We start from the raw sequence: 25,706 nt of genomic DNA, 5'->3' as shown, positions 1-25,706 counted from the left end.
ATGCCGTTTTGAATGTAATATCTGGTTTGAAATGTGATAACTTAGTTGTGGTAAAGGAATTGCACGCACCAAATTATTTTCGACCATGGCAACTTCAACCTGTAATACCGTATCAAGGCCCGATTATTTCAAGGCGAAGGCCGAAGCTGCCCGTATCCTGAACGACTTCGGGTTATTGGAGCCACCGGTAAATCCGGCTGACATTGCACAGCAACTTGGGGTAAGGGTAGTGTTTGTAGGCTTTACACCAGAGTATGACTCCATTTCCGGATTTTATGATTTTGATGATGAAACAATTTATGTGAACAAGTACGAGTTTCCGCTCCGGCAAACTTTTACGATTGCTCATGAACTTGGTCACAAGCTGCTACATACCGAATGGGCAAAATCTTCGGATTACAAGGTTCTTTTAAGAGGTGACGCCAATGGCGATGATCCTATTGAAATGGAAGCTAACTCTTTTGCTGCTAATTTGCTTGTACCTCGTTTCATGCTTGATAAATATTGGAAAGAGCTCTCGCCCGAACATTTGTCGGCACTTTTCGCCGTTTCAGTTCCTGTGATCCGGTATCGCATATCGTTCGAATATGGCGCTTGACCGACGCAAAGCAAAACGGGACGGGATAGTCGAAAGGGAGATGGATGACCCGGAATTTGACGATACTTTAAAAAGCGCCCACAATTTACAGCTCGAACTAACGCGGGAAAGAAACCATCATGAGCAGGTTATGAAGGAGAAGGAGATGGGAGTTTTGGGTAAATTCTTTGGTGATGGAAAGAATACTCAGACGTTTATCGCGCTCCTGTCGGTGCTGCTTGGATTAGGAATTTATGTGGCCTGCCTTATTACGGCAAAGGCGAATCCGGATGCGGTGCATTTCTGGTCTGAAAGTGGCTCGAAGGCATTGGCTTTTGCGGGCACTGCGCTCGGCTATATTTTCGGCAAAGCGGCTAGCACTTCCAAGAGATAACTCCTGCATTTCACTGTTGACCTTCAATTTTTGGTTACTCAGACAACCTTTTTCACATTTCCGCGCCCCATTAAGTTTTTATTAATACCCCTGTTAATCCCGCGCACCTAATTTGCCCATCCATTTGCCTGGTTAACCAAACTTTAATAATCCAAAGCATTAAAAATTCTCGTTTGTGTCCTCTTAACGCGAAGGACACGAACACATTTTGCATGAAACACCTATTCCTGAGCCTGACTCTTTTCGCCTTTACCAACCCAATTTTTGCACAAACGCCCGGAGCCTGGAAGCTCTGGTACAAAAAGCCCGCAGGAAATACCTGGACGGATGCATTGCCCGTGGGGAATGGCCGGCTGGGCGCAATGGTGTATGGCAACCCTGAAAGAGAAATTCTGAAACTCAACGAATCGACGGTGTGGGCTGGTGGCCCCAACCGTAACGACAATCCCAATGCCCTTGCCGCGTTACCCGAAGTGCGCAAGCTGATTTTCGAAGGCCAAAATGATGAAGCCGCCAGGCTTGCAGCCGAAAAAATAGAGTCGAAAACGACAAACGGGATGATGTACCAACCCGTAGGCAACCTGAATCTCGATTTCCCCGGCCACGGGCATTTTAAGGATTACTATCGCGAGCTGGATATCGAGAAAGCTGTAACAACCACTTCCTACACCGTAGACGGCGTGAAATACACCCGGCAAGTCATTGCATCGGTGCCGGATCAGGTGATTGCGATTCGTTTAACGGCCGATAAACCCGGTAAACTTACATTCACTTCGTTCCTGAACAGCCCTCAGAAAGGAGAAAGGAGGATAGAGAAGGGAGGGAGGCTGATTTTTGCCGGTGTCAGTGGGGACAAGGAAGGTATTAAAGGGCAGGTTGCGTTTCGTACACACGTGCTGGTGGCACCCGAGGGCGGGCAACTGAGCGCGGGGGATACTTCGCTGACGGTCAGCAAGGCGAATGCGGCAACGATTTACATCTCCATCGCCACGAATTTTGTGGATTACAAAACCCTGACCGCCGATCCGAAAGCCAAGGCGGAACAATACCTGAGTAAGGCGGCGGCAAAGCCTTTTACCACTATTCTGAAAAGCCACATTACTGCCTATCAGCATTATTTCAACCGTGTCAAACTCGATTTGGGAACGTCGGAGGCTGCTAAATGGCCGACCGACGAGCGCATTGTTAAATTTGCTTCCGGCTATGATCCGCAACTGGTGGCGTTGTACTTCCAGTTTGGGCGGTATTTGCTGATTTCTTCTTCGCAACCCGGCGGTAGTGGAATGCCGGTGGGACAGCCTGCCAACCTGCAAGGCATCTGGAACCAGGAAATGAACCCGCCGTGGGGCAGCAAGTATACCATCAATATCAATACCGAAATGAACTACTGGCCGGCCGAGGTGGCCAACCTTACCGAAATGCACGAGCCGCTGGTACAAATGGTGAAGGAGCTTTCGGTGACAGGGCAGGAAACGGCGCGCGTAATGTACGGGGCGGAGGGCTGGCTGGCGCATCATAATACCGATTTGTGGCGCATTACCGGTCCGGTAGACCCGATTTTTTACGCCATGTGGCCGATGGGCGGGGCGTGGCTGAGCACGCATTTGTGGGAAAAATATTGCTATTCGGGAGATAGGGAATACCTCAGGTCGGTGTATCCTGCCATAAAAGGTTCCGCGCAGTTCTTTGTCGATTTCCTGGTCTCCGAGCCGACGCACAAATGGCTGGTAGTAGTACCGGGTATGTCACCTGAAAATGCCCCGTCGATCCGTCCGAAAACGACGATCGGTGCGGGGAATACCATGGATAACCAGATCGTGTACGACATTTTTACGGCTACGATCCGCGCGGCAGAGGCGCTGGGAACGGATGCAGATTTTGTCAAAATATTAAAGGCCAAACGCGCACAGCTGCCTCCAATGCAGGTCGGGAAGTTTGGACAGTTGCAGGAATGGCTCGAAGACCTCGACAGTCCGGAGGACAAGCACCGCCACATCTCGCATTTGTATGGACTGTACCCGTCGCACCAGCTTTCGGCCTACCGCACGCCTGAGCTTTTCAGCGCCGCCAGGACCTCGCTCGAACACCGTGGCGACGTCTCAACGGGTTGGTCGATGGGTTGGAAAGTGAATTGGTGGGCGCGTTTGCTCGACGGAAACCGCGCCTACAAGCTCATTACCGACCAGCTTTCGCCAGTCGATGCGCCGGGGGGTGCCACGCCCGGTAAGAAGGGCGGCGGAGGTACCTATACCAACCTCTTCGACGCCCACCCGCCATTCCAGATCGACGGTAACTTCGGCTGCACGGCGGGCATCGCCGAAATGCTCATGCAAAGCCACGACGGGGCCATTCATTTGCTCCCGGCGATTCCCGACAGCTGGAAAAACGGATCGATCAGCGGCTTGCGGGCACGTGGCGGGTTTGAAATAGTGGCATTGGAATGGAAAGATGGAAAAGTCTCCAAACTGGTGATCAAGTCAAATCTCGGCGGAAACTGCCGCTTAAGGCTCCCCAATATACTGAAAGGCAATGCGCTGTCGCTCGCCTCCGATGGCAACCCTAATAGCAATCCCTTTTACCAAATACTGGATATTCCCAAGCCCATAGTTTCCCCAGCGGCAAAAATGGCGCCTTCGAAATTACCGGAAACGGCGTTGTACGATTTCAAAACCGAGAAAGGAAAGACTTACACATTTACCCGCTGACCTAACCCTTATTAAACTATCACCATGAACAAGAAAATCTGGATCGCCGGAGTGCTGGCGGCTACCCTGGTTACCTGCCAGGTATCGAGGCAAAAAAGCGCTCAAAGCGACATGCTGCGCACGACGGACGCATCGGTCAGCGCTGTTCCCGCATTCACGGACAACCCTTCACCTGCGCATCTCACGCCCGAGCAGAGTATCAAGACATTCAAATTACCTAAGGGCTACCACCTCGAACTGGTGGCCAGCGAGCCGATGATCCATGAGCCGGTGGCGGTGGCCTGGGACGGTAATGCGCGTATGTACGTGGCTGAGCTCAACACTTACATGCAGGATGTGGAGGGGACGGACGAGCATGCGCCTACGAGCCGTGTGATGCTCCTCGAAGACACGGACAACGATGGCAAGATGGACAAGAGCTCGGTGTTCATCGATAAAATGCTTCTGCCCAGGATGTTGCTCTGTGTGGGTAACGAATTGCTTGTTAATGAGACAGATACCTATAATGTTTATAGCTACAAAGACAATAATAAGGATGGTGTTGCCGATGAAAAGCGTCCGGTTTATACGCCCGATAAAAAGGCGCCCGGCAACCTCGAACACCAGCGCAGCGGCCTCGACTGGAACGTCGACAACTGGATTTACATGGCTGTGGATGCGGTACGTTTCCGGTATACAAAAGGTGTTTTGAAGCCCGACTCCATTCCCAGCGGTTCGAGCGGGCAGTGGGGACTTACACATGACAACTACGGACGACTGTACTTCTCGTCGGCCGGCGGCGAAACTCCCGCATTGGGCTTTCAGATCAACCCGGTTTATGGCCGGATGGAGTTTGCGGACCAATACAAGGAGGAATTCAACGAAGTATGGCCGATTATCAAAACGCCGGATGTGGAAGGTGGTCTGAAACGCTTGCGAGCCGACACAACGCTGAACCATTTCACGGCCAGTTGCGGGCAGGTGATATTCCGTGGCGACAAGTTGCCCGCCGATCTGCAAGGTGATCTGTTGATCAGTGAGCCGGTTGGAAGGCTCATTCGCAGAGCAAAAGTGATCAACAGGAACGGCAAGATCATGCTTGAAAACGCTTACGATAAGGAGGAATTCATCGCTTCTACGGACATGAATTTCCGCGCAGTGAATATGTACACCGGGCCCGACGGATGCCTTTACATTGTCGACATGAACCGCGGGATCATTCAGGAAGGCAACTGGACTGGACCGAAAAGCTATCTGCGTCCACAGATCAAGCGGTTAGGTTTGGACAAAAACATCCAGCACGGCCGTATTTACCGCCTCGTACATGACGGTATGGCGCCGCGCCCCAAGCCTAAAATGCTGGACGAAAGTTCGAAAACACTGGTAGGCTACCTCGGTCATCCCAATGGTTGGTGGCGCGATAACGCGCAGAAGGAGCTGGTCGTGCGCAACGACCAGTCGGTGGTACCGTTGCTGAAAGCGATTGCCGCCGGTGAAAGCAATGAGGCGATCAAATCGCCGTCGGCGCTCGCCCGTTTGCACGCATTGTGGACGCTTGAAGGGCTGAACGCGTTGGACCAGAACAGCATTGCACGCGCACTGAAAGACAGCGACTTCGAAATCCGGAAAGCAGCTGTGCGCATGACGGAGCCTTATCTGAAAAAGAGCGATGCGATGGTGGAAACCCTCGCAGCATTGAAATCCGATCCTGTCGCCGATGTACGCATGCAGCTCATATTCTCATTGGCTTACAGCGAATCGCCGAAAGCCAAGGCATTAGCGGGCGAAATTGTCAGGAATGCAAATGGCGCGGAAGTGCTTGCGCGGGCCCAGCGAAGTGTGGAAAAGAATGAGGATGCCAAAAAATTCGGGATGAAACTCGGGCGGCTCGATGCGCCGGACCGTACGTTGGTCATGAATGGCTCGGTGATCTACAAATCGCTGTGCGCTACCTGCCACGGCGCGGATGGGAAAGGACTGACGAGCAAAACCGCACCTCCGCTCGCCGGTTCGAGGAGGTTGAACCGCAATAATACCCAGGCATCGGTACGGATCCTGCTGCACGGCTTGTCGGGACCGATAGAGGGTAATACTTATCCGACAGAAATGCCTTCCATGAAGGATAACGACGACGAATGGATCGCTTCTGTGCTCAGTTATGTGCGCCACGAATTTACCAATTCACCACCTGTGCGACCGGTTGACGTGAAAACGATCCGGGAACAGACTGTATCACGTGATAAGGCATATACCCTGGACGAACTGTCGATCCAGTAGCTGAAACTTTAACCGAAACTTTGAAATTAATGGGAAGCGAGCAGTTTTTGCGATCGGCGCTTTGGAAACAGGGTATGGGCTTGTCGGTGGGCGCATTGTGCGTGGCCATGATGCTGGGGACTGGTTTGCCAGGGGAGATACCGACGGGTCCAGGTACCGATTGGCCCAACTATGGCGGGAACAAAGCCGGAAACCGCTATTCACCGTTGGATCAGGTCAATGTTGAAAATGTTCAAAACTTGCAGGTGGCCTGGATGTATGATGCTTCCGAAAAGCCCGATCCGGCTAATCCGGGCAGGCAGCGCAACCGGGCCATTCAATGTCAGCCGATTGTGGTGAACGGTATCTTATACGGCACGACGCCGGAACTGAAACTTTTCGCATTGAAAGCCGGCACCGGTGAGCAAATCTGGAAATTCGAGCCGTTCAAGGATGATCGCCTCAACTCTAACCGGGGTGTGGTGTATTGGGAGCATGGCGATGATAAGCGTATACTTTACACGGTCGGGTCGAGTTTGTATGCGGTCAATGCGGTTACGGGAGAGATCATCAGGAGTTTTGGAAAGGAAGGCCGGGTGGATATTCACGCGGGCTTGCAGACCGGCCTGGACCACGATGTAAGCAAACTTTCGGTGAACGCCACAAGCCCGGGGATTGTCTATAAAAATACGTTCATATTAGGCTCCGCAGTTTCAGAGTCAGGCGATGCCGCTCCCGGGCATATCCGCGCATTCGATGTGATGACGGGTGATTTGAAATGGGTTTTTCATACAATACCACAACCCGGCGAGTACGGTTACGATACGTGGCCGAAGGAGGCTTACAAGATGATCGGCGCTACCAACAATTGGAGCGGCATGAGTCTCGATGAAAAACGGGGCGTGGTGTATTTTGGCACCGGGTCACCGGCGTCGGACTTTTATGGAGGCGCCCGTGAAGGAAGTAACCTGTTTGCCAATTGCATTATGGCCCTCGACGCCGAAACCGGCAAGCGGAAATGGCATTACCAGACCATTCATCACGACCTCTGGGACCGCGATCACCCAAGTCCCCCGAACCTGACGACGATTACGCACAACGGTAAGCGTATAGATGTGGTAGTCCAAAGCACCAAAGACGGGCTGGTTTACGTCCTCGACCGGGATAAGGGTACGTCCGTTTTCCCGGTCGAAGAGCGAAAAGTACCGGTGAACGGATTGCCCGGAGAACATCCTTATCCAACCCAGAAATTTCCTTTGAAACCTGCACCGCTTTCCCGGCAGGTATTTACCGAGGCAGACATTACAGATATTTCCCCCGAGGCACATGCTTATGTGAAGGAGCGTTACCTCAAAATTAAAACAGACCACAAATTTGCTCCGCCCAGCACCACGGGTACATTGTTGTTCGGTTATAGCGGCGGGGCCGAATGGGGCGGTAATGCGGTCGATCCGGAGGGCGTTTTTTACCAGAATGTGAATGAGGAGCCGTGGGAGCTCATTATGGTCGATGCTGCACAGAAGAAATCAGAAGCGCCGAGGACATTGGGTAACTCGCTGTATCTGGCCAATTGTGCGGCTTGCCACGGTCAGGACCGCAAGGGGAGCGGACCGGAACTACCTGCATTGGTGGATATTGGTAAAAAACTGACTCCGGTTCAGATCAAAAGCATTCTCAAAACGGGTAGCGGACGGATGCCTTCTTTCGGGCATTTATCCGACAAAGAGCAGGATGCATTGATTGATTTTCTTTTGAATCGTGAAAAAGAGAATGCAGCGCCGACCAAAACGACTAATGCCGCCAAACCGGCCAGTAAAGATGGTTTCCCGTACATGCCCGCGTACGTGAGCAAAACCTGGCAGCGCTTCACCGACCAGAACGGCTATCCGGGTGTGAAGCCTCCCTGGGGCACATTGAATGCGATTGATTTGAACACGGGCGAATACCTCTGGCGCGTACCGCTTGGTGAATATCCCGAACTAACCAAAAAGGGCGTTCCGATAACCGGCACCGACAGTTATGGCGGTCCGCTCGTGACAGCCGGTGGGCTGGTGTTCATCGCCGGTACCAAAGACGAGAAAATCCGGGCATTCGATAAGAAGACGGGTAAAACCATTTGGGAATATCAACTCCCTGCCGGAGGCTTCGCTACGCCGATCAGCTATCAGATCGATGGCAAGCAATATATCGTGATCGCAGCCGGTGGCGGCCGCGGGCAGAAAATAGGCGGGAATTACATCGCTTTTGCATTGAAATAACACTAAACCTGTACATCATGAGTAAGAAAGAAAACCCCACGGAAAACAGTCGCCGGAACGCGATGAAAATGCTTGCGGCCGGGTCCACTGCCGGGCTGCTGTCTCTGTTCGACAGCCCCAAAGCCCGCGCCGAGCGCTACGAGACGCCGCAATATGCCAAGGGAATGGCGCCGGTGACGATCACCAACGTAAAAGCCATTACCACAGCTCCCGGAGGTTCTAACCTGGTGATTGTGAAGGTCGAAACATCCGAGCCGGGACTGTATGGCCTGGGCTGTGCGACTTTTACACAACGCGCCATGGTGGTGATCCCTGCCGTGAATATTTACCTGAATGAATTTTGCGTAGGCAAGGATGTCGATAATATAGAGGACATGTGGCAATCGGCTTATGTGAGCTCCTACTGGCGCAATGGGCCGGTGCTGAACAATGCATTGTCGGGCCTCGACCAGGCGCTTTGGGATATCAAGGGCAAGCGTGCCAAAATGCCTGTGTACCAGTTGCTCGGAGGCAAAGCGCGCATAGCGGTGGATACCTACACGCACGCGAGCGGGCCCACACCCGAGGCCATTGCCGACAAGGTGCAGCAATACATGTCGGAAGGTTTCCGGCACATTCGCATTCAGCAGGGCGGCTACGGCGGGGTAGGAGCAATGGACGAAATCAAGCCTGATTTCAAAACCGCGGGCTTCGGCCGGGCGTCCGACGACTTCTCCGACCAGCGTACCTACCTCAAACGTGTGCCGAAAATGTTCGAAATGGTTCGGAAGAAATGCGGAGAGGATATTGAGTTGCTGCACGATATGCACGAGCTGGTGGAGCCGATGGACGCGATCAATATGATCAAGGGACTGGAAGAATACCGTCCTTATTTCATCGAAGATCCATTCTCGCCCGAGAATATGGGTTGGTTTAAACAGCTGCGCCAAAGCACTACTGTGCCGATTGCAATGGGAGAACTTTTCAACAACATCAACGAGTTCCGCGAACCGATGGCCCACCAGCTTTTCGATTATATCCGCTGTCACATCTCGCAGCTGGGCGGCATTACACCGGCTATGAAAGTGGCGCGCCTGGGCGAGTGGTTCAATGTGAAAACTGCATGGCACGGGCCGGGCGATACCTCGCCGGTAGGGCACGCTGCAAACAATAACATCGATATTGCGGTATGGAACTTTGGTATTCAGGAGTCGCAGCGGTTTAGCGAAAAAGTACAGGAAGTTTTCCCGGGCTGCCCGACGATCAAGAACGGTTATTACTATGTGAATGAAACGCCCGGCCTTGGCATCGACATTAATGAGAAAGAAGCGGCTAAATATCCGATCGGTACCAAGTCTCGGTGGACCGTGAGGAAGAACGATGGGACACTTTTAAAGCCCTGATAGCCAGTATTTAAGTATTAACGGCCTATTTTTTATTGAAATTGTTAAAAAAAATGGCCGAAAACGGCGCCTGTTAATGCTTTGTTAAGCTTTTTTTAAGGGTGGGATTTTAGGTTTGCCGGACTTATCGACCAATTTTCCGGCACCATTTCCTATGAATGATTCAGACTTGTGGAGAAGTTTCCGAAACGGGGATGAAACGGCCTTTTCAATGCTTTACAAGTCCCATATCGACATGCTTTACCGTTATGGGCATAAACTGACCGTCGACACGCAGCTGGTCGAAGACTCGATCCAGGACATGTTTATCGAGCTTTGGAACAGCCGTAAACGGCTTTCGGAGACCGACAGCATTAAATACTATCTTTTCCGGGTGTTGCGCCGCAAGATCACGCAGCACCCGCTAAACCGAAACGTGGCCGGTGCCGGGGCGGAGATTTCCGCCTTCGAGCACCGGTTTTTTTCTGTTTCGACAGAAAGCGAGCTCATCGATACCGAGAGTGAACTGGGCCGCTCCCGTGCGCTTGGGCGTGCGCTGACCCTTCTGCCCCCGCGCCAGCAGGAGGCCGTCAACCTGCGCTATTACCACGAGTTCAACCACCAGCAAATCGCCGAGATTATGAACATCTCGCTGCAATCGGTGCACAACACGCTGCAAAAATCGATGAAGGGACTAAGAGAGCTGTTGTCAGGCTATTCTGAAATTATCCTGTCCCTATTAATCCTACTCTTTGCTCATGTATGATTTGAAATGATAGCAAAGGATCTGTCTATTGCATGGTTTGAAAACAGTAGCAAAAGACTAATCCATTGTAATCCATTGCCGTCATTTTTAAATGACGGAAGGAAGTATCATGAGCTCTGTTTATGGCTATTTGAAGGCTCTGTTTCTGGCTATTTGAAAGCTTTGTTTGGGCTATTTTGAATTTCTATAAAAAAAATCTCTCCTCAGAGGGTAATCTGCACTGCATTCCCCCATTTGTTCATCAGAGGATGAAAAACCAGATTTTTCCATGAATTATTTGTCATTTGAGCCGGAGGATTTTGCAACCGATGCGTTTTTTTGCAGCTGGGTGCTTCATCCTACTCCCGAAACGGAGCTCTTCTGGCTCGACTGGCTGCGTAACAATCCTTCCAAAGCCCGGGATATCGAGCTGGCACGCCAAATGGTGCTGCTGGCCTCGTCGGATGAAGAGGTAACGCCAAGCTCTGAAACCGTCGATCGCATCTGGCAGGGAATTGAAGAGGGGAAAAACAGTAAAGTCATCGTTTTCGGAAACCGGATGATCTGGCTGAAAGTAGCGGCGGCGGTCATACTGCTGCTGGTCGCATTCGGAGGCTATTTCTACCGGCAGGGTCAGAGCCACACTTTTCACACGGCATTTGGCGAGTCGCGGCGGGTGTTGCTGCCCGATGGTACCTTGGTAACATTGAATGCGAATTCAAGCCTGCGCGTGGCTGACCGCTGGGGCCGGCGTACCGAGCGGGAAGTTTGGCTGGACGGGGAGGCTTTTTTTAGTGTAAGTAAACTAAAAAAGGCAGGCCAGGCGGTCAAATTTACCGTGCATACCCACGACTTGAATGTGGAGGTACGCGGAACGGAGTTCAATGTCAATACCCGCCAGGACCAGACGCAGGTCGTGCTTAGCGAAGGCCTCGTGCACTTGCGCCTGAACGACCGTCCGGGAAAGGAAATTCAGATGAAGCCGGGTGATCTGGTCGATTTTTCGAGGAGTAAACAACGGCTGCATATCCGCCACCTGCCGGATGCGAGCCCGATGTACTCCTGGAAGAATAACCGCTGGACTTTGAATGACGCCTCACTAGCCGAAATCGCCGTGCTGATCCGGGAGACGTATGGAGTGACCGTTATCATTGAAAATGATTCATTGAAAAAACAAACCGTGAATGGCGTGGTCCCGACCGACAACATGGGCGACCTGCTTAGCGCGTTGGAAACCATTCTCCCTATTACTATTACACATCAGGAGCAACGGGTGACGATCCGTGGGCGGCCTAACTAACAGCTAAAATTTTTTCGAAACCTTCAACCAATGCTCATGAAAAAGATCAACTTACTCATGATGGGAATGCTATGCGTGGGCGGTTCTGTGGCCAATGCCCAGACTTTCGCCCGCGGACAGGTCCCACAACCCCAACGCAGCGAGCAACCATCCTACCGAAGCCTCGATCAGGTCCTGCGCGACCTCGAAAAGCGGCATTCCGTATATTTTATGTACCACAATGATAAAATTAAGTCATTGCAGGTGCAGTACCAGAGCCGTAATGGCGAAGGCATAGAGGAAACCCTCGACCGTATCCTTAAAGCGAACGGTTTGGAATACAAAAAACATGGCAAGATTTACGCCATTTTCCCGAAAGATGCCGACGCGAATTCGATGCGGGAGCTGAAACAGAGCCTGAGGCAAACCCAGCTGCCGCCAGCGAACACCGTACCTGCCGGAGCAGAGTCGTCGCTGCATACCCAGCCCGGTGCAAATACGATCGGCGCGGAAAATGCTCCGAAGGTGCTCAACGTCCGCGGAAGAGTGACCGACGAGAAGAACGACGCTTTGCCAGGCGTGAGCATTGTGCTCAAAGGCACGCAACGTGGCACCACCACCAACGCCGAAGGGCAGTATGAGATTGAAATCCCTGACGAATCGATATCCGGAGCGGTGCTCGTGTACAGCTTTGTGGGTTACGCGAGCCAGGAGGTGGTCGTAGGCGGGCGCACGAGCATTGACGTAGGTATGCAGGTAAGCGAGCGCGGGTTGGATGAAATCGTGGTCGTGGGGTATGGCGAGCAGCGCAAAAGCGACGTTACAGGGGCATCGAGCAGCGTTTCGGCACGGGAAATCGCCAAGCGTCCGCTGGTGCGTGTGGAGCAGGCGTTGCAGGGGACTACCTCCGGTGTAACGGTTTCGAGTTCGAGCGGGCAGCCCGGCCGTGGCCTGAACGTCCGGATCCGCGGAGCCAACTCCATTACCGGCTCCAATGAGCCGTTGTATGTGATCGATGGTTTTGTGGGGGGCAATATCGAATCCATCAACCCGAACGATATTGAGTCGCTGGAAATTCTGAAAGATGCTTCATCGGCTGCTATTTATGGTTCGAGAGGTTCGAACGGGGTGGTTTTGATCACGACCAAAACGGGCAAGGAAGGGAAGGCGCGCGTCAATTTCAGCACGTGGTTCAGTAAGGCAAGCATCCCCAGAAAGCTGGATCTGATGAATGCCTATGATTTTGCAAGAACTGTAAATGCGCAGTTTGCGTCTACCGGTAATGCGCCCGCATTCTCCGACCAGCGGCTGGCTGAATTGAAAGCGAGCGGTGGTACCGACTGGCAGGACGAGCTGCACCAGGAGCCCTGGATCCAGAATTACCAGCTTGATGTATCGGGTGGTTCTTCGAATGTCCGCTACTTGTTTTCGGCTAATTATCTCGACCAGCCGGGTTTGATTTTGAACCAATATTACAAAAGGACTACTCTCCGAGCGAACATTGATGCGAAACTGAACGACAAAATTGATTTGAAATTCAACGTCGCTGCCATGTTGCCGAAAAGCCGTAACAATGGCTATTCCGGTGATCTCGTGGATCCGTTCACCCAGGCGACCGAATGGGACCCGACCTCGCCCGTGCGTGACCCGGCTACCGGCCAGTTTATTTACACAGCGCCTTACGGTTCCATCCAATACAATCCTATTTCGAGAGCTACCAATCAGCAGTTCGACAACCGCCAGGCGAATGTGACCGGAACGGCGATCCTGACCTACCGCATTCTGAAAGGGCTTTCGTTTACGACGATTAATACCTACGAAATCCGTACGGGCTTCACCCAGAACCTGTTCGGGCCGGGTACCAGCAATGGGGTTTTGTATGCAGAGGGCAATGCGTCACGCGGCGGATTTTTCCAAAACAGTAATTTTTTGACCTACAAAAACACCTTCGGCGACCACTCGATCACGCTTACGGCTTTGTATGAGCAGCAGAATGGAAATAATACTTCGCTGAATGCGCGTGCCAACAATCTGTCGTCCTATGCTTTGGGATATTATAACCTGAGCCTGGGCGCTACGCAGCTAACCAGCTCTGGCTATTCTCAAGATGCATTGCAATCGTACATGGGACGGGTCAACTATTCGTACAAAGACAAGTATTTGCTCACCGCAGCGGTCCGGACGGACGGTTCTTCCCACCTGACCCAGAAATACAGCACTTTCCCTTCGTTGGCGTTGGGCTGGAATGTGGCCAATGAGAATTTCATGAAGGAATCGCGTGTGTTTTCCGATCTGAAACTGCGTGCGAGCTACGGACAGACTGGTAACCAGGCCGTGGGTGCCTACGCAACGATTGCGCAGATCTCCACCGGCGGCCCGCAACCGGCGTATTACTATGATGGTTCGACACCAAGCGTGTCGACGCCGTTGGGCGCTCCGGTTTCCAAAAACCTCAAATGGGAACGTACCGAGCAGTTCGACGTCGGTTTGGATGCTTCTTTCCTGCGTGGACGCCTGACATTCACAGCGGATGCCTACAAAAAGAACATTTCCGACCTGCTATATAACTATCAGGCACCATTCTACATGGGCGGTGGCGATTACCTGCGCAACATTGGCAGCGTGGAGAACCGGGGTATCGAGTTTTCAGTAGGCGGAACGCCGGTGAGCAGCGGAAAACTGCGCTGGACAACCAATTTCAACATTTCGTTCAACCGCAACAAAGTGACCGATCTCGGCGGACTTGACAATGTGATTGTGAACGGGATCGGCTCTGCAGGTAACAGCGCTTCGATCCTGCGCGTGGGACGGCCATTGGGCGAGTTCTACGGCTACCAGTTCCTTGGGACCTGGAAAACCAGCGAGGCCGAAGAGGCGACCAAATACGGTATGAAGCCCGGTGATGCCAAATACACTGACGTGGACGGCGACCATGCCTACACCGCTGCCGACCGTATGTCGATCGGGAACGGTACGCCCAAGTATTCATTCGGGTTTATCAACGACGTGAGTTATGGCGATTTCTCGCTGAGTTTCATGTTCCAGGGCACGCACGGGAATCAGATTTATTCGCAAACCCTGGCATATCTCTGGGGTGGTCTGGGTGATCAGCGCAATGCTACCACGCAGGACGCACTCAACATCTGGACGCCGCAAAATGAGACAGATAACCCCGCATTCAGCAATACCAGCAAGAATTTCAACAACAGTAGCCGGTACGTTTACAATGCGAGCTATATCAAGCTGAAAAACGTGTCGCTGACCTACAAAGTGCCGGCAGTGGTTTTGAATAAAATCAAAACCCGCAGCCTGGAAGTGTACCTGAGTGGTCAGAACCTGTTTATGATCACGAAGTACCCAGGTTATGATCCGGAAGTTTCGAATGGTTTCAATGCCATTACGCAGGGTCTGGAAATGGGTGTGATTCCGAATGCGAAGACCTACACAGTGGGGCTGCGGCTGGGATTGTAAGGGTTTCATGACATTTAAAAAGAGCATTATGAAAATCAAATATTCAATACTATCGATTTTGCTGGGCGCGATGGCATACTCGGGGTGCCAGAACCTGACCGAGGATCCCAAAGCCAACTTGACACCGGGTACCTATTTCAAAACGCAGTCGGATCTGGATGGCGCGGTGTCGGCGATTTACATTCAGTTTGCCCGTGATGGTGCGTGGGGTTTTACCAACCGCAGTACTTCCTATTTCGGTTCCGACGATTTTACCACCGACCCGGGTTTGAACAAAGAGGATTTCCGCCTTTTCGACCGGCTCAGCGGTGGCAGCGGTAACGGGAGTATGGTTGCGCAATGGCAGGGACCGTGGCAGGGTATTTACCAGGCCAACAACGTAATTGCGAATTACGCCAAGGTAAATTCGACCGAAGAGCAGAAAAACCAGTCGGCAGGGCAAGCCTATTTCCTGCGTGCCTTAGGTTACTATTACCTCGTACGTACATTCGGGCCGGTGCCGGTGATCCTGACGCCGATCGACGTCGACGACCGTCCCGACCGCGACCCGATCGAGAAAGTGTACGAGGCCATTATCGCGGATTTGCAGAAGGCGAAGGAGCTGCTCCCTGTCAAATTTGACAACGCGCCCGGTAAGGCTGATCAAATGGCGGCCCGCTCGCTGCTGGCTGATGTGTACCTCACCATGACCGGCTGGCCATTGAACCAAACCAGCAACTATGCACAGGCAGCTGCGGAGGCCGATGCGGTGATTAAATCGGGCCAGTTTAATTTGAGCACACCTTATGCGCAGGTATTTACCACTAACAATGGGCCTGAGTCTATTTTCGGGTTGCAGTACAATGTCAATGGCGGGCTGCCATTGCGTAGCTCGGGTTCTTCCAGCGTGCCTTTGGACGAAGTGGCTACAAACGGTTCGAGCGGCTGGGATGATTATTATCCTGAAATCAATTTTTACAAAAAGGCCCCGAAATGCAAGCGCACCGACGACACTTTCTACACGACTTTGAAACTACGCCAGCCCGACGGCAAGACATTCAAACTCGTATCATGGGACTCGCCTGAAACGCATGCGCGGCACCCTTACTACAAGAAATTCCGCGCCGGATTGAATGGCGACGGGGTTTCAGAAACGGAGACGGCCATTAATTCGATTAACCCGAGTACCAACAAGGTATACGACATTATCCGCTATCCGCTCGTGCTGTTGGCTTATGCAGAAGCATCAGCGATGTCGGGAGGCGGCCCTACGGCGGCAAGTTATGCGGCGGTCAACGAGGTAAGGAAGCGTGCCGGTCTGCCCAATCTCACGCCCGGGCTTTCGGCCAATGCATTCCGCGATTCGGTCGTGTACGAGCGTGCGTACGAGTTCGCGGGCGAGTTTGGCGTGCGCTGGTTCGATATTGTGCGTTTGCAGCTTTTGCCCAAGATCGTAGCCGAGCGCAGCGCAGAAGAGAACCCGATCCCGGCCAATACCAATTTTGCGCAAAAATACCTGGCACCGATTCCGGTGAATGAAATGGCGCGGAATCCGAAGTGGAAACAGAATGACGGGTATTGATTAATGTCAGTCAGGAGCGGAGTCGAAGACAGTCCTTACCGATAGGTGGAGGACGTCGTACAAATACCCTTCGACTCCGCTCAGGGTGACAAGCACGACACATGGTATTTAAAGACGGGAAATTATTCAAAAGCCGCGCACTGATGTTTAAAATCATCAGTGTTACGGTTCCTTTTTGCCTTTTGGCATTGCTCGAATGCGGTCTGAGGCTATTGCATTACGGCCACGACCTGAGCCTTTTTATCGAATATCCAAACAACAAAAATTACCTATACCTAAACCCTGACGCGTCCAAACGATACTTCGTTCATCAGAAGAATGCGACGACTGGTAACGTGGAACCTTTTCTGAAGGCAAAACCTTCCGGTACCCGTCGCATTTTCGTTTTGGGCGAGTCGACGACCATTGGTTATCCTTATTTTCACAATGGCTCGTTCCACCGCTGGCTGCAATATCGCCTTGCACACACGTTCCCTGACCAGCATTTTGAAATCGTGAATCTGGCCCTGACGGCCGTGAACTCCTATACTGTGCTGGGCTTTGCGCGCGAGCTGGTCGACTACCAGCCTGATGCAGTTTTGATTTACACCGGGCACAATGAGTATTATGGTGCTATGGGCGTGGGCTCCACCGAGCAATTTGGAGGCAATCCTGCGTTGGTGAATGCCGTGTTGCGACTGCGTTCCTTCAAAATCATGCAGCTGGGTGCTGATTTGTATCAAAAGGTACTGGCATGGGGTTCAACTCGCAGGATAGAAAATGATGGCACGCGTATGCAACGCATGGTGGCGGACCAGCAGATTCCGTATCAGTCGGAGTTGTACAAGCGAGGGGTGGAGCAGTTTCGGGCGAATATGAGCGAAGTGCTGGATATTTTCGCCAATCAAAATGTGCCTGTTTTTGTGAGCAATCTCGTCAGCAATGAGCGTGATCTTAAACCTTTCGTAAGTTTTCCGGTAGATAACACGCGTTTTCCATCGTTTTCACAGAACTATCAGGCGGCGCTGGATTTTCTGCAAAAAGCGGATAGTGCGCAGGCATATCGTCACTTCAAAAAAGCTGCTGAAAACTACCGCTCGCATGCGCTTTGCAACTATTATCTGGGGCAGCTCGAAGTTGCGCGAGGCAACATGGAAGAGGCGCGGACCTACTTTGGTAATGCACGGGATCTGGACGGACTGCGTTTCAGGGCGCCGGAAGAGTTTAACAGGATTCTCCGTGACCTCGTCGGCAGGCATTCCAACGCGCATTTGGTAGACGCAAAGCATATTTTCGAAGCAGCGTCGCCGGGTGGAGTCATTGGAAAAGACCTGGTACTGGAACATGTCCATCCGGATCTGAAAGGGTATGCATTGCTTTCGGATGTATTTTACGAGGCGTTGAAAAGGGCGAAATTTTTCAATCCGGCGGCTGGTAGGGAAATGTCTTTCGCCCAACTCAGAAGGGCCATGCCGGTACCGGCCATCGATTCACTTGCGGGCGTTTACAAAGTGGCCAATCTGAAAAGTAGCTGGCCGTTTAATGCGGTCCTGGACCGGGATTCCGTAAAAACTGAAACCTTCGAAGAACGGGTCGCATTCGATCTGGCTTACCGGCGCATTTCGTGGGAAAATGCGATGGATCAGGCCTATAATCATTATTTGGAAGGCCAAAATTATCGCGACGCGCGGGAAATCGTAGAAGCATTGATTCTGGAACAACCGACAGGCGCCGCATTATATTCCAAATCCGCCATGCTGAGCGGTCAGCTGGGCGATGAACGAAGTGCAATGTTTAGTTTTAAAAAGGCATTCGGCCTCGCGCCATCATTCGAAACAGCCCGCTATCTTTTTGTATTGTTCCTCAAACAGGACGAGCCGGAAAAAGCCATTCCTTATCTCGACTACGCGATTGGGAACAACACATCGGGTTTAAATCTCACGCCTGTACGAGCGCTCGTACACGAAGTGGTCTCGCTCCGGTCGCGATTACCAGCCGATTCGTCGGACGTTTCCGTACTCAACCGCATTGCTTCGGCCTATTACAAAATGGACAACCGGGATGGAGCGTTGTTGTATGCGAGGAAGGTGTTGCATCTGAATGCGCATGATGAGACTGCGTTGCAGTTGGTAAGCTCCCTTACAAGGCCACAGTAAGTCATCAGAACGGACCACAAGCCTTGCGCAATCGCCAAGGATTTATGGGTGATCTGCCAAGTTCGTCCGGTAATTACCAAGCGATTGCCAAAGCTTGAAAGATTTTGTATTTTTACTATTATGACAACAATCACACTACAAGTACCCGACAGCCTCGGGGAACATCAGAATGACACAGTTCGGTTTATCGCAGCAAAACTGTATGAATCGGGAAAGCTTTCGTTGGGTCAGGCGGCTGAAATGGCCGGACTTACCAAGCGAACCTTTGCAGAACTATTGGGAGACTATGGGGTATCATTACTAAATTATCCAGTCTCCGATATGATAGCCGATGCAGAGAGAATATGAAGTAATCATCGCCGACACCAGCTGCCTTATCCTCTTGGAGAAAATTGGTGAGCTCGACCTTCTGAAATCAATTTTTGGTAACGTTACGATTACTAATGAAATCGTTCGCGAATTCGGATCTGATTTGCCCGAATGGTTTACCGTCCGATCGGTAAGCAACTCAAATCTCCGACATGATTTCGATTTGGATCCAGGTGAAGCGAGTGCAATCGCATTGGCTTTGGAGCTGGATTCGGTTCTTGTCATTCTGGATGATTATAAGGCTAGAAAAGTTGCGCAAAGAATCGGATTGGCTATCTCCGGAACGCTTGGTGTAGTTCTTAGGGCCAAAAGATTAAATATGATCGGATCGGTAAGGCCGCTTTTGGAAAAGATTCAACAGACAAATTTCCGATATTCCCAAAAGGTATTCGATCAAATACTATTCCTCGCCGGAGAATAGCACTAACGGCCAACCACCCGCATCACCTCCTCCTTATAATTCCTGCCAATCGGAATCTGGTAACTTCCCCAGATGATCCGGTTTCGTTCGATACGCCGGATTTTATCGATGGCCACGATGAATGACTTGTGCACGCGCAGGAAGCGGGCCGGTGGGAAAATGTCCAGCATGGCTTTCACCGAGCCTTTGATGACGACTTTGCCGGAGCCGGTGTGAATAATGGCGTAGTCTTTCAGGCCCTGGATATGGGAAACATCGTCGAAGGCCAGACGGACGCGCTGGACACCGCTTTTGACGAATATAAAGTCGGGCTTTTCCTCCGAGAGGTTCTGTTCCAGGTTGGTATTTTGTTCTTTGAGTTGCAGGAAATCACCCACTTTTTCTAAGGCGTGCCGGAAGCGGGTGTAGGAAATAGGTTTGAGCAGGAAATCGATCACGCCGAGCTCGTAGCCTTCGAAAGCATAGTCGCGGTAGGCGGTGGTGAAAACGGTTACAGGCGGTTGCGGGAGCGATTTCAGAAAGTCGATGCCATTCATTTCGGGCATTTCGATGTCCAGAAACAGGACGTCGGGCTCGTGCGCTTGCAGGTATGCGAGGGCGTCGCGGGCGTTGCCGAACTGAACGGCACTCGCAACGCCCGATTTTTGCAGGTATTCTTCCAGTATTTCCCTCGCAAGAGGTTCATCGTCGATGATCACGCATTGCAGCATACGTCGCGTTTTTGGTCGGAATAATCAGTTGGTAACCCGGTTGAAAGTGTAGCTCAGGTAATCACCGCCGACCATGAGCTTTTTCGAACCGTCGAGTACAAATAACACATTTTCATCACCTTTTAGCAGAAAGATCGATTTTGCGGGCTGGTCGGGGTCGAGCTGGATGACGGTAGCATCGGGGTTTTCGGCGGTACCGCGGATGAGCGCCCATTTGCCTGTGCGTGGTTTGTCGCGGAAAAGCGAGCCGCCCCATTCATAGGTGGTCGGCTGTTTGGTTTGCGGGTCGTGAAAGAATGTAAATCCCCATTTCAGTTTTTCGCAATTGGCCTGGACGGAGATGTGCATGACCGGCGCCATGGTCTGGCAGGGGACGCGCCCATGAAATACGCCCCAAACGTTTGCGCCTTCGGCAATGGGCTGCCTGGTTGTCGTTTTGGAAGGGATATTAGCCGGCGAAGCAGATTGCGCGACCGCATTTTGCAGCGTAATGAGGCAGGCAGCAATGAAGAATAACGTTTTCATGGCCAATAGATCATTTTGTTACAGATTGGAGCTCTGTTTGTTGAAAGTATAACTGAAACCCGCATTACCGATCATCAGATTCCCCTGCATATCCATCAAATGCAGCATTCGGTCGCTCATTTGCAACAGGGTAATGGTACTTTGGGACGCAACAGGTAGCAGGGTGAGAATCTGCCTGCCCGGTGTTTTGCCTGGGTTCTTCGAGATAACCCATTTACCCGAAATTTCCTTGCTGAACCCATCGTCCATGAAGCCTTGCGTGCCGGGCTTTGTCATGCCGTAGGTGTATTGCAATTTGAAATCGTCGCGGCCAAGGTTACGCGGATCACGGCGCAGGGTGAGGCGCCATTTGATCATTTCGCAATCGAGGTGGCCGGGGATGTCAAGCAGGTGCCTCGGAACAGCGTCGCAGGGGGTGGCGGCGACGAATATTTCGGGCTCGGGAGAGACAACGTTTTCGGGCATGACCCAGCCCGCAGCAACCAAGCCAGCGAGCAGGAAAAGCGGAAGCCAAACGGATTTTTTCATGACTGGTTCTGATTATGTGTGGACCAAATTGATTTCCATAAAAACACTGAAACGATCTTTTTGATCATCAATCCGCAGACTGTGGCGCGACGGATAGAGCAGTTCCAGCCGTTTGCGGAGGTTAGCCAGGCCGATCCCGCCTTTGCTATCTTTCGCCGTCGTGTTAGACTTGCTATTCTCGATTGTCACTTCGAGCGCAGAGGCTCCGACGCGTATCCTTCCGTGCAACCAGCCCTTATCCGATTTGCGGCTCACACCGTGCTTGAATGCATTTTCGACCAATGGTAATAGCAGTAGCGGGGCGATTTCTTTTCCGTCGGGGTTACCGGCTACTTCCAGCGAAATGTCCGGGTTGTTGTCGTAGCGGATCCTTTCGAGTTCGATGTAATTGTGCAAATAGCTGATTTCCTTGTCGAGCGAAACCGTGCTGTCGTCACTGTCGTAAAGCATGTATTCCATCATTTCCGACAATTTCAATACCACTTCCGGCGCCAGGTCCGATTTCTTTAAGGTCAATGCATACAGGTTGTTGAGGATATTGAAAAGAAAATGAGGGTTCACCTGTGAGCGGAGGAAATTAACTTCCGCATTGAGCTTTTCAACTGCGATCTTTTGCAGGATACGTTGTTGCTCATACCAATCGATGCTCAGTTTTAATGCTACCATCAGCATGAGGTACCAGAGTGTGCTGAAAAAATTGTAGGAAAGCGCTTCCATGATATTACTGTTCCGCATCGGACCGATGACATAGCCGTACAGGTAATAGTCGAAGAAGGACTGGATGAACAGGTAACCGAGAATCGACAGCAGTACCATCCCGAAATATGCACCATACCTTTTCCTTAACAGGTATTTAGGCAAAAAGTAATGGAGATTCAAATACGCAATGACGATCAGAAGGACTACACGGGCGACCACGCAGATCGCGAAATAATTGAGGCTTGCCTTGTGGATCAGATAGCGCTTTTCGTAGAGGAAAAAACCCGTCACCAGCACCCAGTAACAGGCATGCACCAGCGCGTACTTGACTGTTACTGTGCGGTTCGAGAGCGGAAACCGGATTTGCTTTTCCAGGAAGTGCGTTTCCATAGGCGCGTGTTGAAATGATGTGGTAAATGAATGGAAAAGAATGCTGCGGATGAAATTATATCGACCAACGCTCAAAAAAGTAGAGGAAAGTAATGGTGACCGCGTTTCTTAAATTTTACTAATTTAGAACCCGCTAATTTTCCTGTATTTACTTTTTAACGTACACACATGCCTTCCAATTTCTGGCGAAACCCTTCCGTGTTGCTTATTTGCTTTTTTCTTATTGTCGCGGTGCGATTCAACCGGAACGATCTGCTGGTAAAACGCTCGTTGGGAGATGCCGCTTTTTATATCGGAAATGTGGAGTTTCTGCGAGGTGCGCCTGTTGCCTTTCACTTGCAGGCCCCATTTAATGAACGCTTGCTCGTGACGATCGCGGCCTCACAATTACCGTTCGATCCGATGACATCTATCAATATCATTAATGTTATCTTCCTGCTTACGGCCATCTGGTTCCTTTATAAATTACTGGAACATTTCGGGCTGGACGACAAGCTTGTTTGGGCTGGTTTATATTTATTCGTCATTTCCTTTCCGACATTTTATTACAGTACGATCGGCTACGTCGATTCGGGTGTTTTGTTGATGATATTTGCCGGAACATATGCCATTTATAAAGAAAACCATGTCCTGTTTCTGCTTGCCGTAGCTTTGGGAACTATTGCCAAGGAAGGAATCGTACTGCTGATCCCCGTTGCCATGGCATATGCATTTATCCAAAAGAATACCCGATGGTATTATTCTGCGGCTGCCGGGTTGTTGCTTTACCTGTTGGTATGGGGCCTTGTGAAAAAATATATTCCCAACGGTCACGGCAACACGCCGATGCTTTTCTGGCAACCAATTACCTGGCGTATTGTCGATAACTTTACCCGCTCGCATGCCTACCTGAGCTCTATCCTGAGTTTTGGCATTCCGGGGGCTTTGTGTTGCTACTATGTATTCAGGTTCGGCGGGGCTATAAAAAGTGACTGGAAAGTTGAACTGCCATTATGGGTAGGTACGCTAGGAGGGTATTTGTTATGGTTTTACACGCTTTTTTCCGCCCACACCGACGGGCGCTTCTTCTGGGTGGCCTATTGTTTTCCCATCATTCTGTCTTTGCTTTGGTGGCGCCGTTTCGGGAAGCCTTATCTCGGGTAATACCACGGATAATGGCCTGAGTAGTTGTGGCTTGATAAATTATTTCTTAACGTTTTATTCATCCCGGTTGCCTGCAACTGTGGGTGTTTAATTGTAATTTTAAAGGAATACTTTATATGAATCTTTCAACTCAACTCAACCCAACAAAACCAAATGATGAAAGTTCTATGTAAGTTTGGACTGGTATGGCTGCTCGTCGCGCTGTTTGCGGCATGTGACGACCACGATACCCCTCAGGATGTTGTCAGGCAGAACGGCTTGCCGTTGAGCGGCTCGCAGGAGCTGCCGGCCAAGAAGACCGCAGCTACCGGCTGGGCCGATGTTTCGTATAACAAATCGACTCACTTGCTCTCTTTTACGCTCAATTGGGTCAATTTGACGGGAATTCCCACTGGCGCGCACATACACGGTACAGCGGCGCGGGGAACAAATGCAAGTATCAAATTCGATTTCTTCTCGGCTATTCCAAAGACCACAACCGGCTCCTACTCGGCTACTGTGACTGTGGACGGAACGAGTATCAACGAAAGCGACCTGCTGAACGGGCTCTATTATTTCAACATTCATACACCCGCTAACCCGGGCGGTGAGATTCGCGGGCAAATCGAGTTTTACGATCAACCGAATATCGTGATCGCCAAAGGTTTGCCGCTTCAAGGGGCGCAGCAGGTGCCGCCTGTCGTTTCAGCCGGAACGGGAACGGTGGATGTGATGTACAACAAATCGACTAAGTTGCTGAGTTATTTCATCAAATGGAAAGACCTCGAAGCCACGCCGACAGGCTCTCATATCCACGGAACGGCCACCCCGGGTGCGAACGCGCCTATTCAACACGACTTTTTCGCGAATTTTCCCAAGGATTTGTCGGGTGAATATTCCAATTCGGTGCTGGTGGACGGTGTGAAAATCAAGGAAACGGAGCTGCTCAACGGGCTATACTATTTCAACATCCACAATGTGCTCCACCCGGGCGGAGAAATCCGCGGACAGATTGTATTCTGATCCTTTCAAGGCTATAACATGCAGTCCCGTCCCTGATCCTTGGGGCGGGATTGTTTATTTAAATAGACCAAAAAGCCGACGAACGGCATATCGAGGTATTTGTACGACAATTTTATTCTACAAATGCATTTGGCCGATACTTGGGGTCGTTCGTCGACAGGATCTTTCACTGCTTTTACTATTCCGTAAGATGCTGTATCATTGCGTTATAACTCCTAACCTGATCGTTCCAAATGTTCCGACTTGTACATGTTCCGCATTTGCATACCCGGCATTTTTACCAGCGCTGGGGAATGTGTGCCTTTTTATTTTTGAATTGCGTATATAGTGCACAGTCACAGCAGATAGACCCGGATCTGGACTTGCTTATCCGGGAAGAGCGCGCATTCGCAGCGAAAGCGACGGAAACCGATGTCCCGACGGCCTTTCTGGCGTATCTGGACAGTGCGGGAATGATATTCAATGGGGAAGGGGCAGTTAGCGGCGTTGCCCGATACAGTAAAGTGCCGAAAGGCGGAAAAGAACTCTTGAAATGGTACCCGATCATAGCCCACGTTTCACAGGGAGGGGATATGGGTTTCACATCCGGTCCGTTTCAATTTTTTGCAGATCGGACGCAGGATGCGGTTGGTTCGGGTTACTTCTTTTCTGTCTGGAAGAAGAATGCGGCGGGACAATTCAAGGTCATGCTCGACGGCGGTGTGATCCACTCCGGCAACGCCACGGAAGCATTTCAGCGCGATCCCGAACCGCAGAGCAACACGGCATATGCTTATATTTCACCCATTCCAAAGGTCAATGACAGCGATCCGCAGCCATGGAAAGCGGAGGAGGCATTTTCGGCGGTAGCGGGAAAGGATGCTGACAAAGCCTACCGGCAATTTTTGGCGGAGGAAGTCGTGGTGCTGAGAAGCGACCAGCCATTCGGAAAAACCAGGTCCGAAGCGCTTGGTACATTAGCACGGCAGCCAATTCAATCATACCAATTTGTCAGGTCAGGACAAGGTATTTCCAAAGCAGGTGATCTCGCTTATTGTTTCGGCAAAGCAAAAGCCGTGAAGGGAGACAAAACTGTGGAGGGGGTCTTTACCCGCGTGTGGCGGCGCCGGCCGGAGGGCTGGAAGATCGTTGCCGAGCAGGTTAGCCTGTTTCGTTAAAAACTAACGCATTCATTTTCACACCGGCGTTTCGGCCGGTG

Annotated in this window: 20 protein-coding genes; 16 read left to right on the top strand and 4 right to left on the bottom strand. The window is 51.3% G+C overall.

The window, feature by feature from the left end:
* Window positions 1–85 precede the first annotated feature (85 nt).
* The 13 genes from J7619_RS12450 (at window position 86) to J7619_RS12390 (ending at window position 19,511) form a co-directional block, all read left to right on the top strand.
* The gene (locus tag J7619_RS12450; protein WP_291198567.1) at window positions 86–598 is read left to right on the top strand and encodes an ImmA/IrrE family metallo-endopeptidase; all 513 of its coding nucleotides are present in this window, start codon (window positions 86–88) and stop codon (window positions 596–598) included.
* Window positions 588–971: a hypothetical protein gene (locus J7619_RS12445; RefSeq protein ID WP_291198564.1), complete on the top strand. Its 384-nt coding sequence runs from the start codon at window positions 588–590 to the stop codon at window positions 969–971. Before J7619_RS12450 ends, J7619_RS12445 begins: the two co-directional genes overlap by 11 nt.
* 212 nt (window positions 972–1,183) lie before the next feature.
* Window positions 1,184–3,676, top strand: coding sequence for a glycoside hydrolase family 95 protein (locus J7619_RS12440; protein WP_291198561.1), 2,493 nt, complete (start codon window positions 1,184–1,186; stop codon window positions 3,674–3,676).
* A gap of 24 nt (window positions 3,677–3,700) precedes the next feature.
* Window positions 3,701–5,932: a c-type cytochrome gene (locus tag J7619_RS12435; RefSeq protein WP_291198558.1), complete on the top strand. Its 2,232-nt coding sequence runs from the start codon at window positions 3,701–3,703 to the stop codon at window positions 5,930–5,932.
* 29 nt (window positions 5,933–5,961) lie between these two features.
* Window positions 5,962–8,169: a PQQ-binding-like beta-propeller repeat protein gene (locus J7619_RS12430; protein WP_291198555.1), complete on the top strand. Its 2,208-nt coding sequence runs from the start codon at window positions 5,962–5,964 to the stop codon at window positions 8,167–8,169.
* A 17-nt stretch (window positions 8,170–8,186) separates the two neighbouring features.
* Window positions 8,187–9,551, top strand: coding sequence for an enolase C-terminal domain-like protein (locus J7619_RS12425; protein WP_291198552.1), 1,365 nt, complete (start codon window positions 8,187–8,189; stop codon window positions 9,549–9,551).
* A 211-nt stretch (window positions 9,552–9,762) separates the two neighbouring features.
* The gene (locus tag J7619_RS12420) at window positions 9,763–10,296 is read left to right on the top strand and encodes an RNA polymerase sigma factor (RefSeq protein WP_291198549.1); all 534 of its coding nucleotides are present in this window, start codon (window positions 9,763–9,765) and stop codon (window positions 10,294–10,296) included.
* Window positions 10,297–10,564: 268 nt separating this feature from the next.
* On the top strand, window positions 10,565–11,575 hold the full coding sequence (locus J7619_RS12415) for a FecR family protein (RefSeq protein ID WP_291198546.1): 1,011 nt from the start codon (window positions 10,565–10,567) through the stop codon (window positions 11,573–11,575).
* 36 nt (window positions 11,576–11,611) lie between these two features.
* Window positions 11,612–15,025, top strand: coding sequence for a SusC/RagA family TonB-linked outer membrane protein (locus J7619_RS12410; RefSeq protein WP_291198543.1), 3,414 nt, complete (start codon window positions 11,612–11,614; stop codon window positions 15,023–15,025).
* Window positions 15,026–15,053: 28 nt separating this feature from the next.
* Entirely contained in the window at window positions 15,054–16,586 is a 1,533-nt protein-coding gene (locus J7619_RS12405) for a RagB/SusD family nutrient uptake outer membrane protein (RefSeq protein WP_291198540.1), read from the top strand.
* 143 nt (window positions 16,587–16,729) lie between these two features.
* A complete protein-coding gene (locus J7619_RS12400; RefSeq protein WP_291198537.1) occupies window positions 16,730–18,721 on the top strand; it encodes a GDSL-type esterase/lipase family protein in 1,992 nt (663 codons plus the stop codon).
* A 120-nt stretch (window positions 18,722–18,841) separates the two neighbouring features.
* The gene (locus J7619_RS12395) at window positions 18,842–19,069 is read left to right on the top strand and encodes a UPF0175 family protein (RefSeq protein ID WP_291200333.1); all 228 of its coding nucleotides are present in this window, start codon (window positions 18,842–18,844) and stop codon (window positions 19,067–19,069) included.
* Window positions 19,053–19,511, top strand: coding sequence for a DUF3368 domain-containing protein (locus tag J7619_RS12390; protein WP_291198534.1), 459 nt, complete (start codon window positions 19,053–19,055; stop codon window positions 19,509–19,511). The genes J7619_RS12395 and J7619_RS12390 overlap by 17 nt, the downstream gene beginning before the upstream one ends.
* Before the next feature lie 2 nt (window positions 19,512–19,513).
* On the opposite strand, the gene J7619_RS12385 is transcribed toward J7619_RS12390, so the two are convergent.
* The 4 genes from J7619_RS12385 to J7619_RS12370 are packed head-to-tail and all read right to left on the bottom strand — an operon-like array spanning window position 19,514 to window position 22,363.
* A complete protein-coding gene (locus J7619_RS12385) occupies window positions 19,514–20,221 on the bottom strand; it encodes a LytTR family DNA-binding domain-containing protein (RefSeq protein ID WP_291198531.1) in 708 nt (235 codons plus the stop codon).
* 24 nt (window positions 20,222–20,245) lie between these two features.
* The gene (locus tag J7619_RS12380) at window positions 20,246–20,746 is read right to left on the bottom strand and encodes a hypothetical protein (RefSeq protein WP_291198528.1); all 501 of its coding nucleotides are present in this window, start codon (window positions 20,744–20,746) and stop codon (window positions 20,246–20,248) included.
* Between the two features lie 18 nt (window positions 20,747–20,764).
* Window positions 20,765–21,274, bottom strand: a complete 510-nt coding sequence (locus J7619_RS12375; protein WP_291198525.1) for a hypothetical protein — start codon at window positions 21,272–21,274, stop codon at window positions 20,765–20,767.
* 12 nt (window positions 21,275–21,286) lie between these two features.
* Window positions 21,287–22,363 (bottom strand): sensor histidine kinase, encoded by a 1,077-nt coding sequence (locus J7619_RS12370; RefSeq protein WP_291198522.1) that lies wholly within the window; start codon window positions 22,361–22,363, stop codon window positions 21,287–21,289.
* Between the two features lie 168 nt (window positions 22,364–22,531).
* On the opposite strand from J7619_RS12370, the gene J7619_RS12365 reads away from it, so the two are divergent.
* From J7619_RS12365 to J7619_RS12355, 3 genes are all read left to right on the top strand, one after another.
* Window positions 22,532–23,506 carry a hypothetical protein gene (locus J7619_RS12365; RefSeq protein ID WP_291198519.1) on the top strand — a complete coding sequence of 325 codons (975 nt, stop codon included), beginning with the start codon at window positions 22,532–22,534 and terminating at the stop codon, window positions 23,504–23,506.
* 153 nt (window positions 23,507–23,659) lie between these two features.
* Window positions 23,660–24,508, top strand: coding sequence for a CHRD domain-containing protein (locus tag J7619_RS12360; RefSeq protein WP_291198516.1), 849 nt, complete (start codon window positions 23,660–23,662; stop codon window positions 24,506–24,508).
* A 233-nt stretch (window positions 24,509–24,741) separates the two neighbouring features.
* Window positions 24,742–25,665, top strand: a complete 924-nt coding sequence (locus J7619_RS12355; protein ID WP_291198513.1) for a nuclear transport factor 2 family protein — start codon at window positions 24,742–24,744, stop codon at window positions 25,663–25,665.
* The last annotated feature ends 41 nt before the right edge of the window (window positions 25,666–25,706 follow it).

This window comes from Dyadobacter sp. (assembly GCF_017744695.1).
In the GTDB taxonomy this organism is placed as follows: domain Bacteria; phylum Bacteroidota; class Bacteroidia; order Cytophagales; family Spirosomataceae; genus Dyadobacter.
Note: the sequence above shows the minus strand (reverse complement) of the source record. Positions and strands in the feature narration are given on the sequence as shown.

What these genes read in the sequence shown, in the direction of transcription:
- J7619_RS12450 (WP_291198567.1), top strand. Translation starts at nt 86, where the DNA reads ATGGCAACTTCAACCTGTAATACCGTATCAAGGCCCGATTATTTCAAG.
- J7619_RS12445 (WP_291198564.1), top strand. Translation starts at nt 588, where the DNA reads ATGGCGCTTGACCGACGCAAAGCAAAACGGGACGGGATAGTCGAAAGG.
- J7619_RS12440 (WP_291198561.1), top strand. Translation starts at nt 1,184, where the DNA reads ATGAAACACCTATTCCTGAGCCTGACTCTTTTCGCCTTTACCAACCCA.
- J7619_RS12435 (WP_291198558.1), top strand. Translation starts at nt 3,701, where the DNA reads ATGAACAAGAAAATCTGGATCGCCGGAGTGCTGGCGGCTACCCTGGTT.
- J7619_RS12430 (WP_291198555.1), top strand. Translation starts at nt 5,962, where the DNA reads ATGGGAAGCGAGCAGTTTTTGCGATCGGCGCTTTGGAAACAGGGTATG.
- J7619_RS12425 (WP_291198552.1), top strand. Translation starts at nt 8,187, where the DNA reads ATGAGTAAGAAAGAAAACCCCACGGAAAACAGTCGCCGGAACGCGATG.
- J7619_RS12420 (WP_291198549.1), top strand. Translation starts at nt 9,763, where the DNA reads ATGCTTTACAAGTCCCATATCGACATGCTTTACCGTTATGGGCATAAA.
- J7619_RS12415 (WP_291198546.1), top strand. Translation starts at nt 10,565, where the DNA reads ATGAATTATTTGTCATTTGAGCCGGAGGATTTTGCAACCGATGCGTTT.
- J7619_RS12410 (WP_291198543.1), top strand. Translation starts at nt 11,612, where the DNA reads ATGAAAAAGATCAACTTACTCATGATGGGAATGCTATGCGTGGGCGGT.
- J7619_RS12405 (WP_291198540.1), top strand. Translation starts at nt 15,054, where the DNA reads ATGAAAATCAAATATTCAATACTATCGATTTTGCTGGGCGCGATGGCA.
- J7619_RS12400 (WP_291198537.1), top strand. Translation starts at nt 16,730, where the DNA reads ATGTTTAAAATCATCAGTGTTACGGTTCCTTTTTGCCTTTTGGCATTG.
- J7619_RS12395 (WP_291200333.1), top strand. Translation starts at nt 18,842, where the DNA reads ATGACAACAATCACACTACAAGTACCCGACAGCCTCGGGGAACATCAG.
- J7619_RS12390 (WP_291198534.1), top strand. Translation starts at nt 19,053, where the DNA reads ATGCAGAGAGAATATGAAGTAATCATCGCCGACACCAGCTGCCTTATC.
- J7619_RS12385 (WP_291198531.1), bottom strand. Translation starts at nt 20,221, where the DNA reads ATGCTGCAATGCGTGATCATCGACGATGAACCTCTTGCGAGGGAAATA.
- J7619_RS12380 (WP_291198528.1), bottom strand. Translation starts at nt 20,746, where the DNA reads ATGAAAACGTTATTCTTCATTGCTGCCTGCCTCATTACGCTGCAAAAT.
- J7619_RS12375 (WP_291198525.1), bottom strand. Translation starts at nt 21,274, where the DNA reads ATGAAAAAATCCGTTTGGCTTCCGCTTTTCCTGCTCGCTGGCTTGGTT.
- J7619_RS12370 (WP_291198522.1), bottom strand. Translation starts at nt 22,363, where the DNA reads ATGGAAACGCACTTCCTGGAAAAGCAAATCCGGTTTCCGCTCTCGAAC.
- J7619_RS12365 (WP_291198519.1), top strand. Translation starts at nt 22,532, where the DNA reads ATGCCTTCCAATTTCTGGCGAAACCCTTCCGTGTTGCTTATTTGCTTT.
- J7619_RS12360 (WP_291198516.1), top strand. Translation starts at nt 23,660, where the DNA reads ATGATGAAAGTTCTATGTAAGTTTGGACTGGTATGGCTGCTCGTCGCG.
- J7619_RS12355 (WP_291198513.1), top strand. Translation starts at nt 24,742, where the DNA reads ATGTTCCGACTTGTACATGTTCCGCATTTGCATACCCGGCATTTTTAC.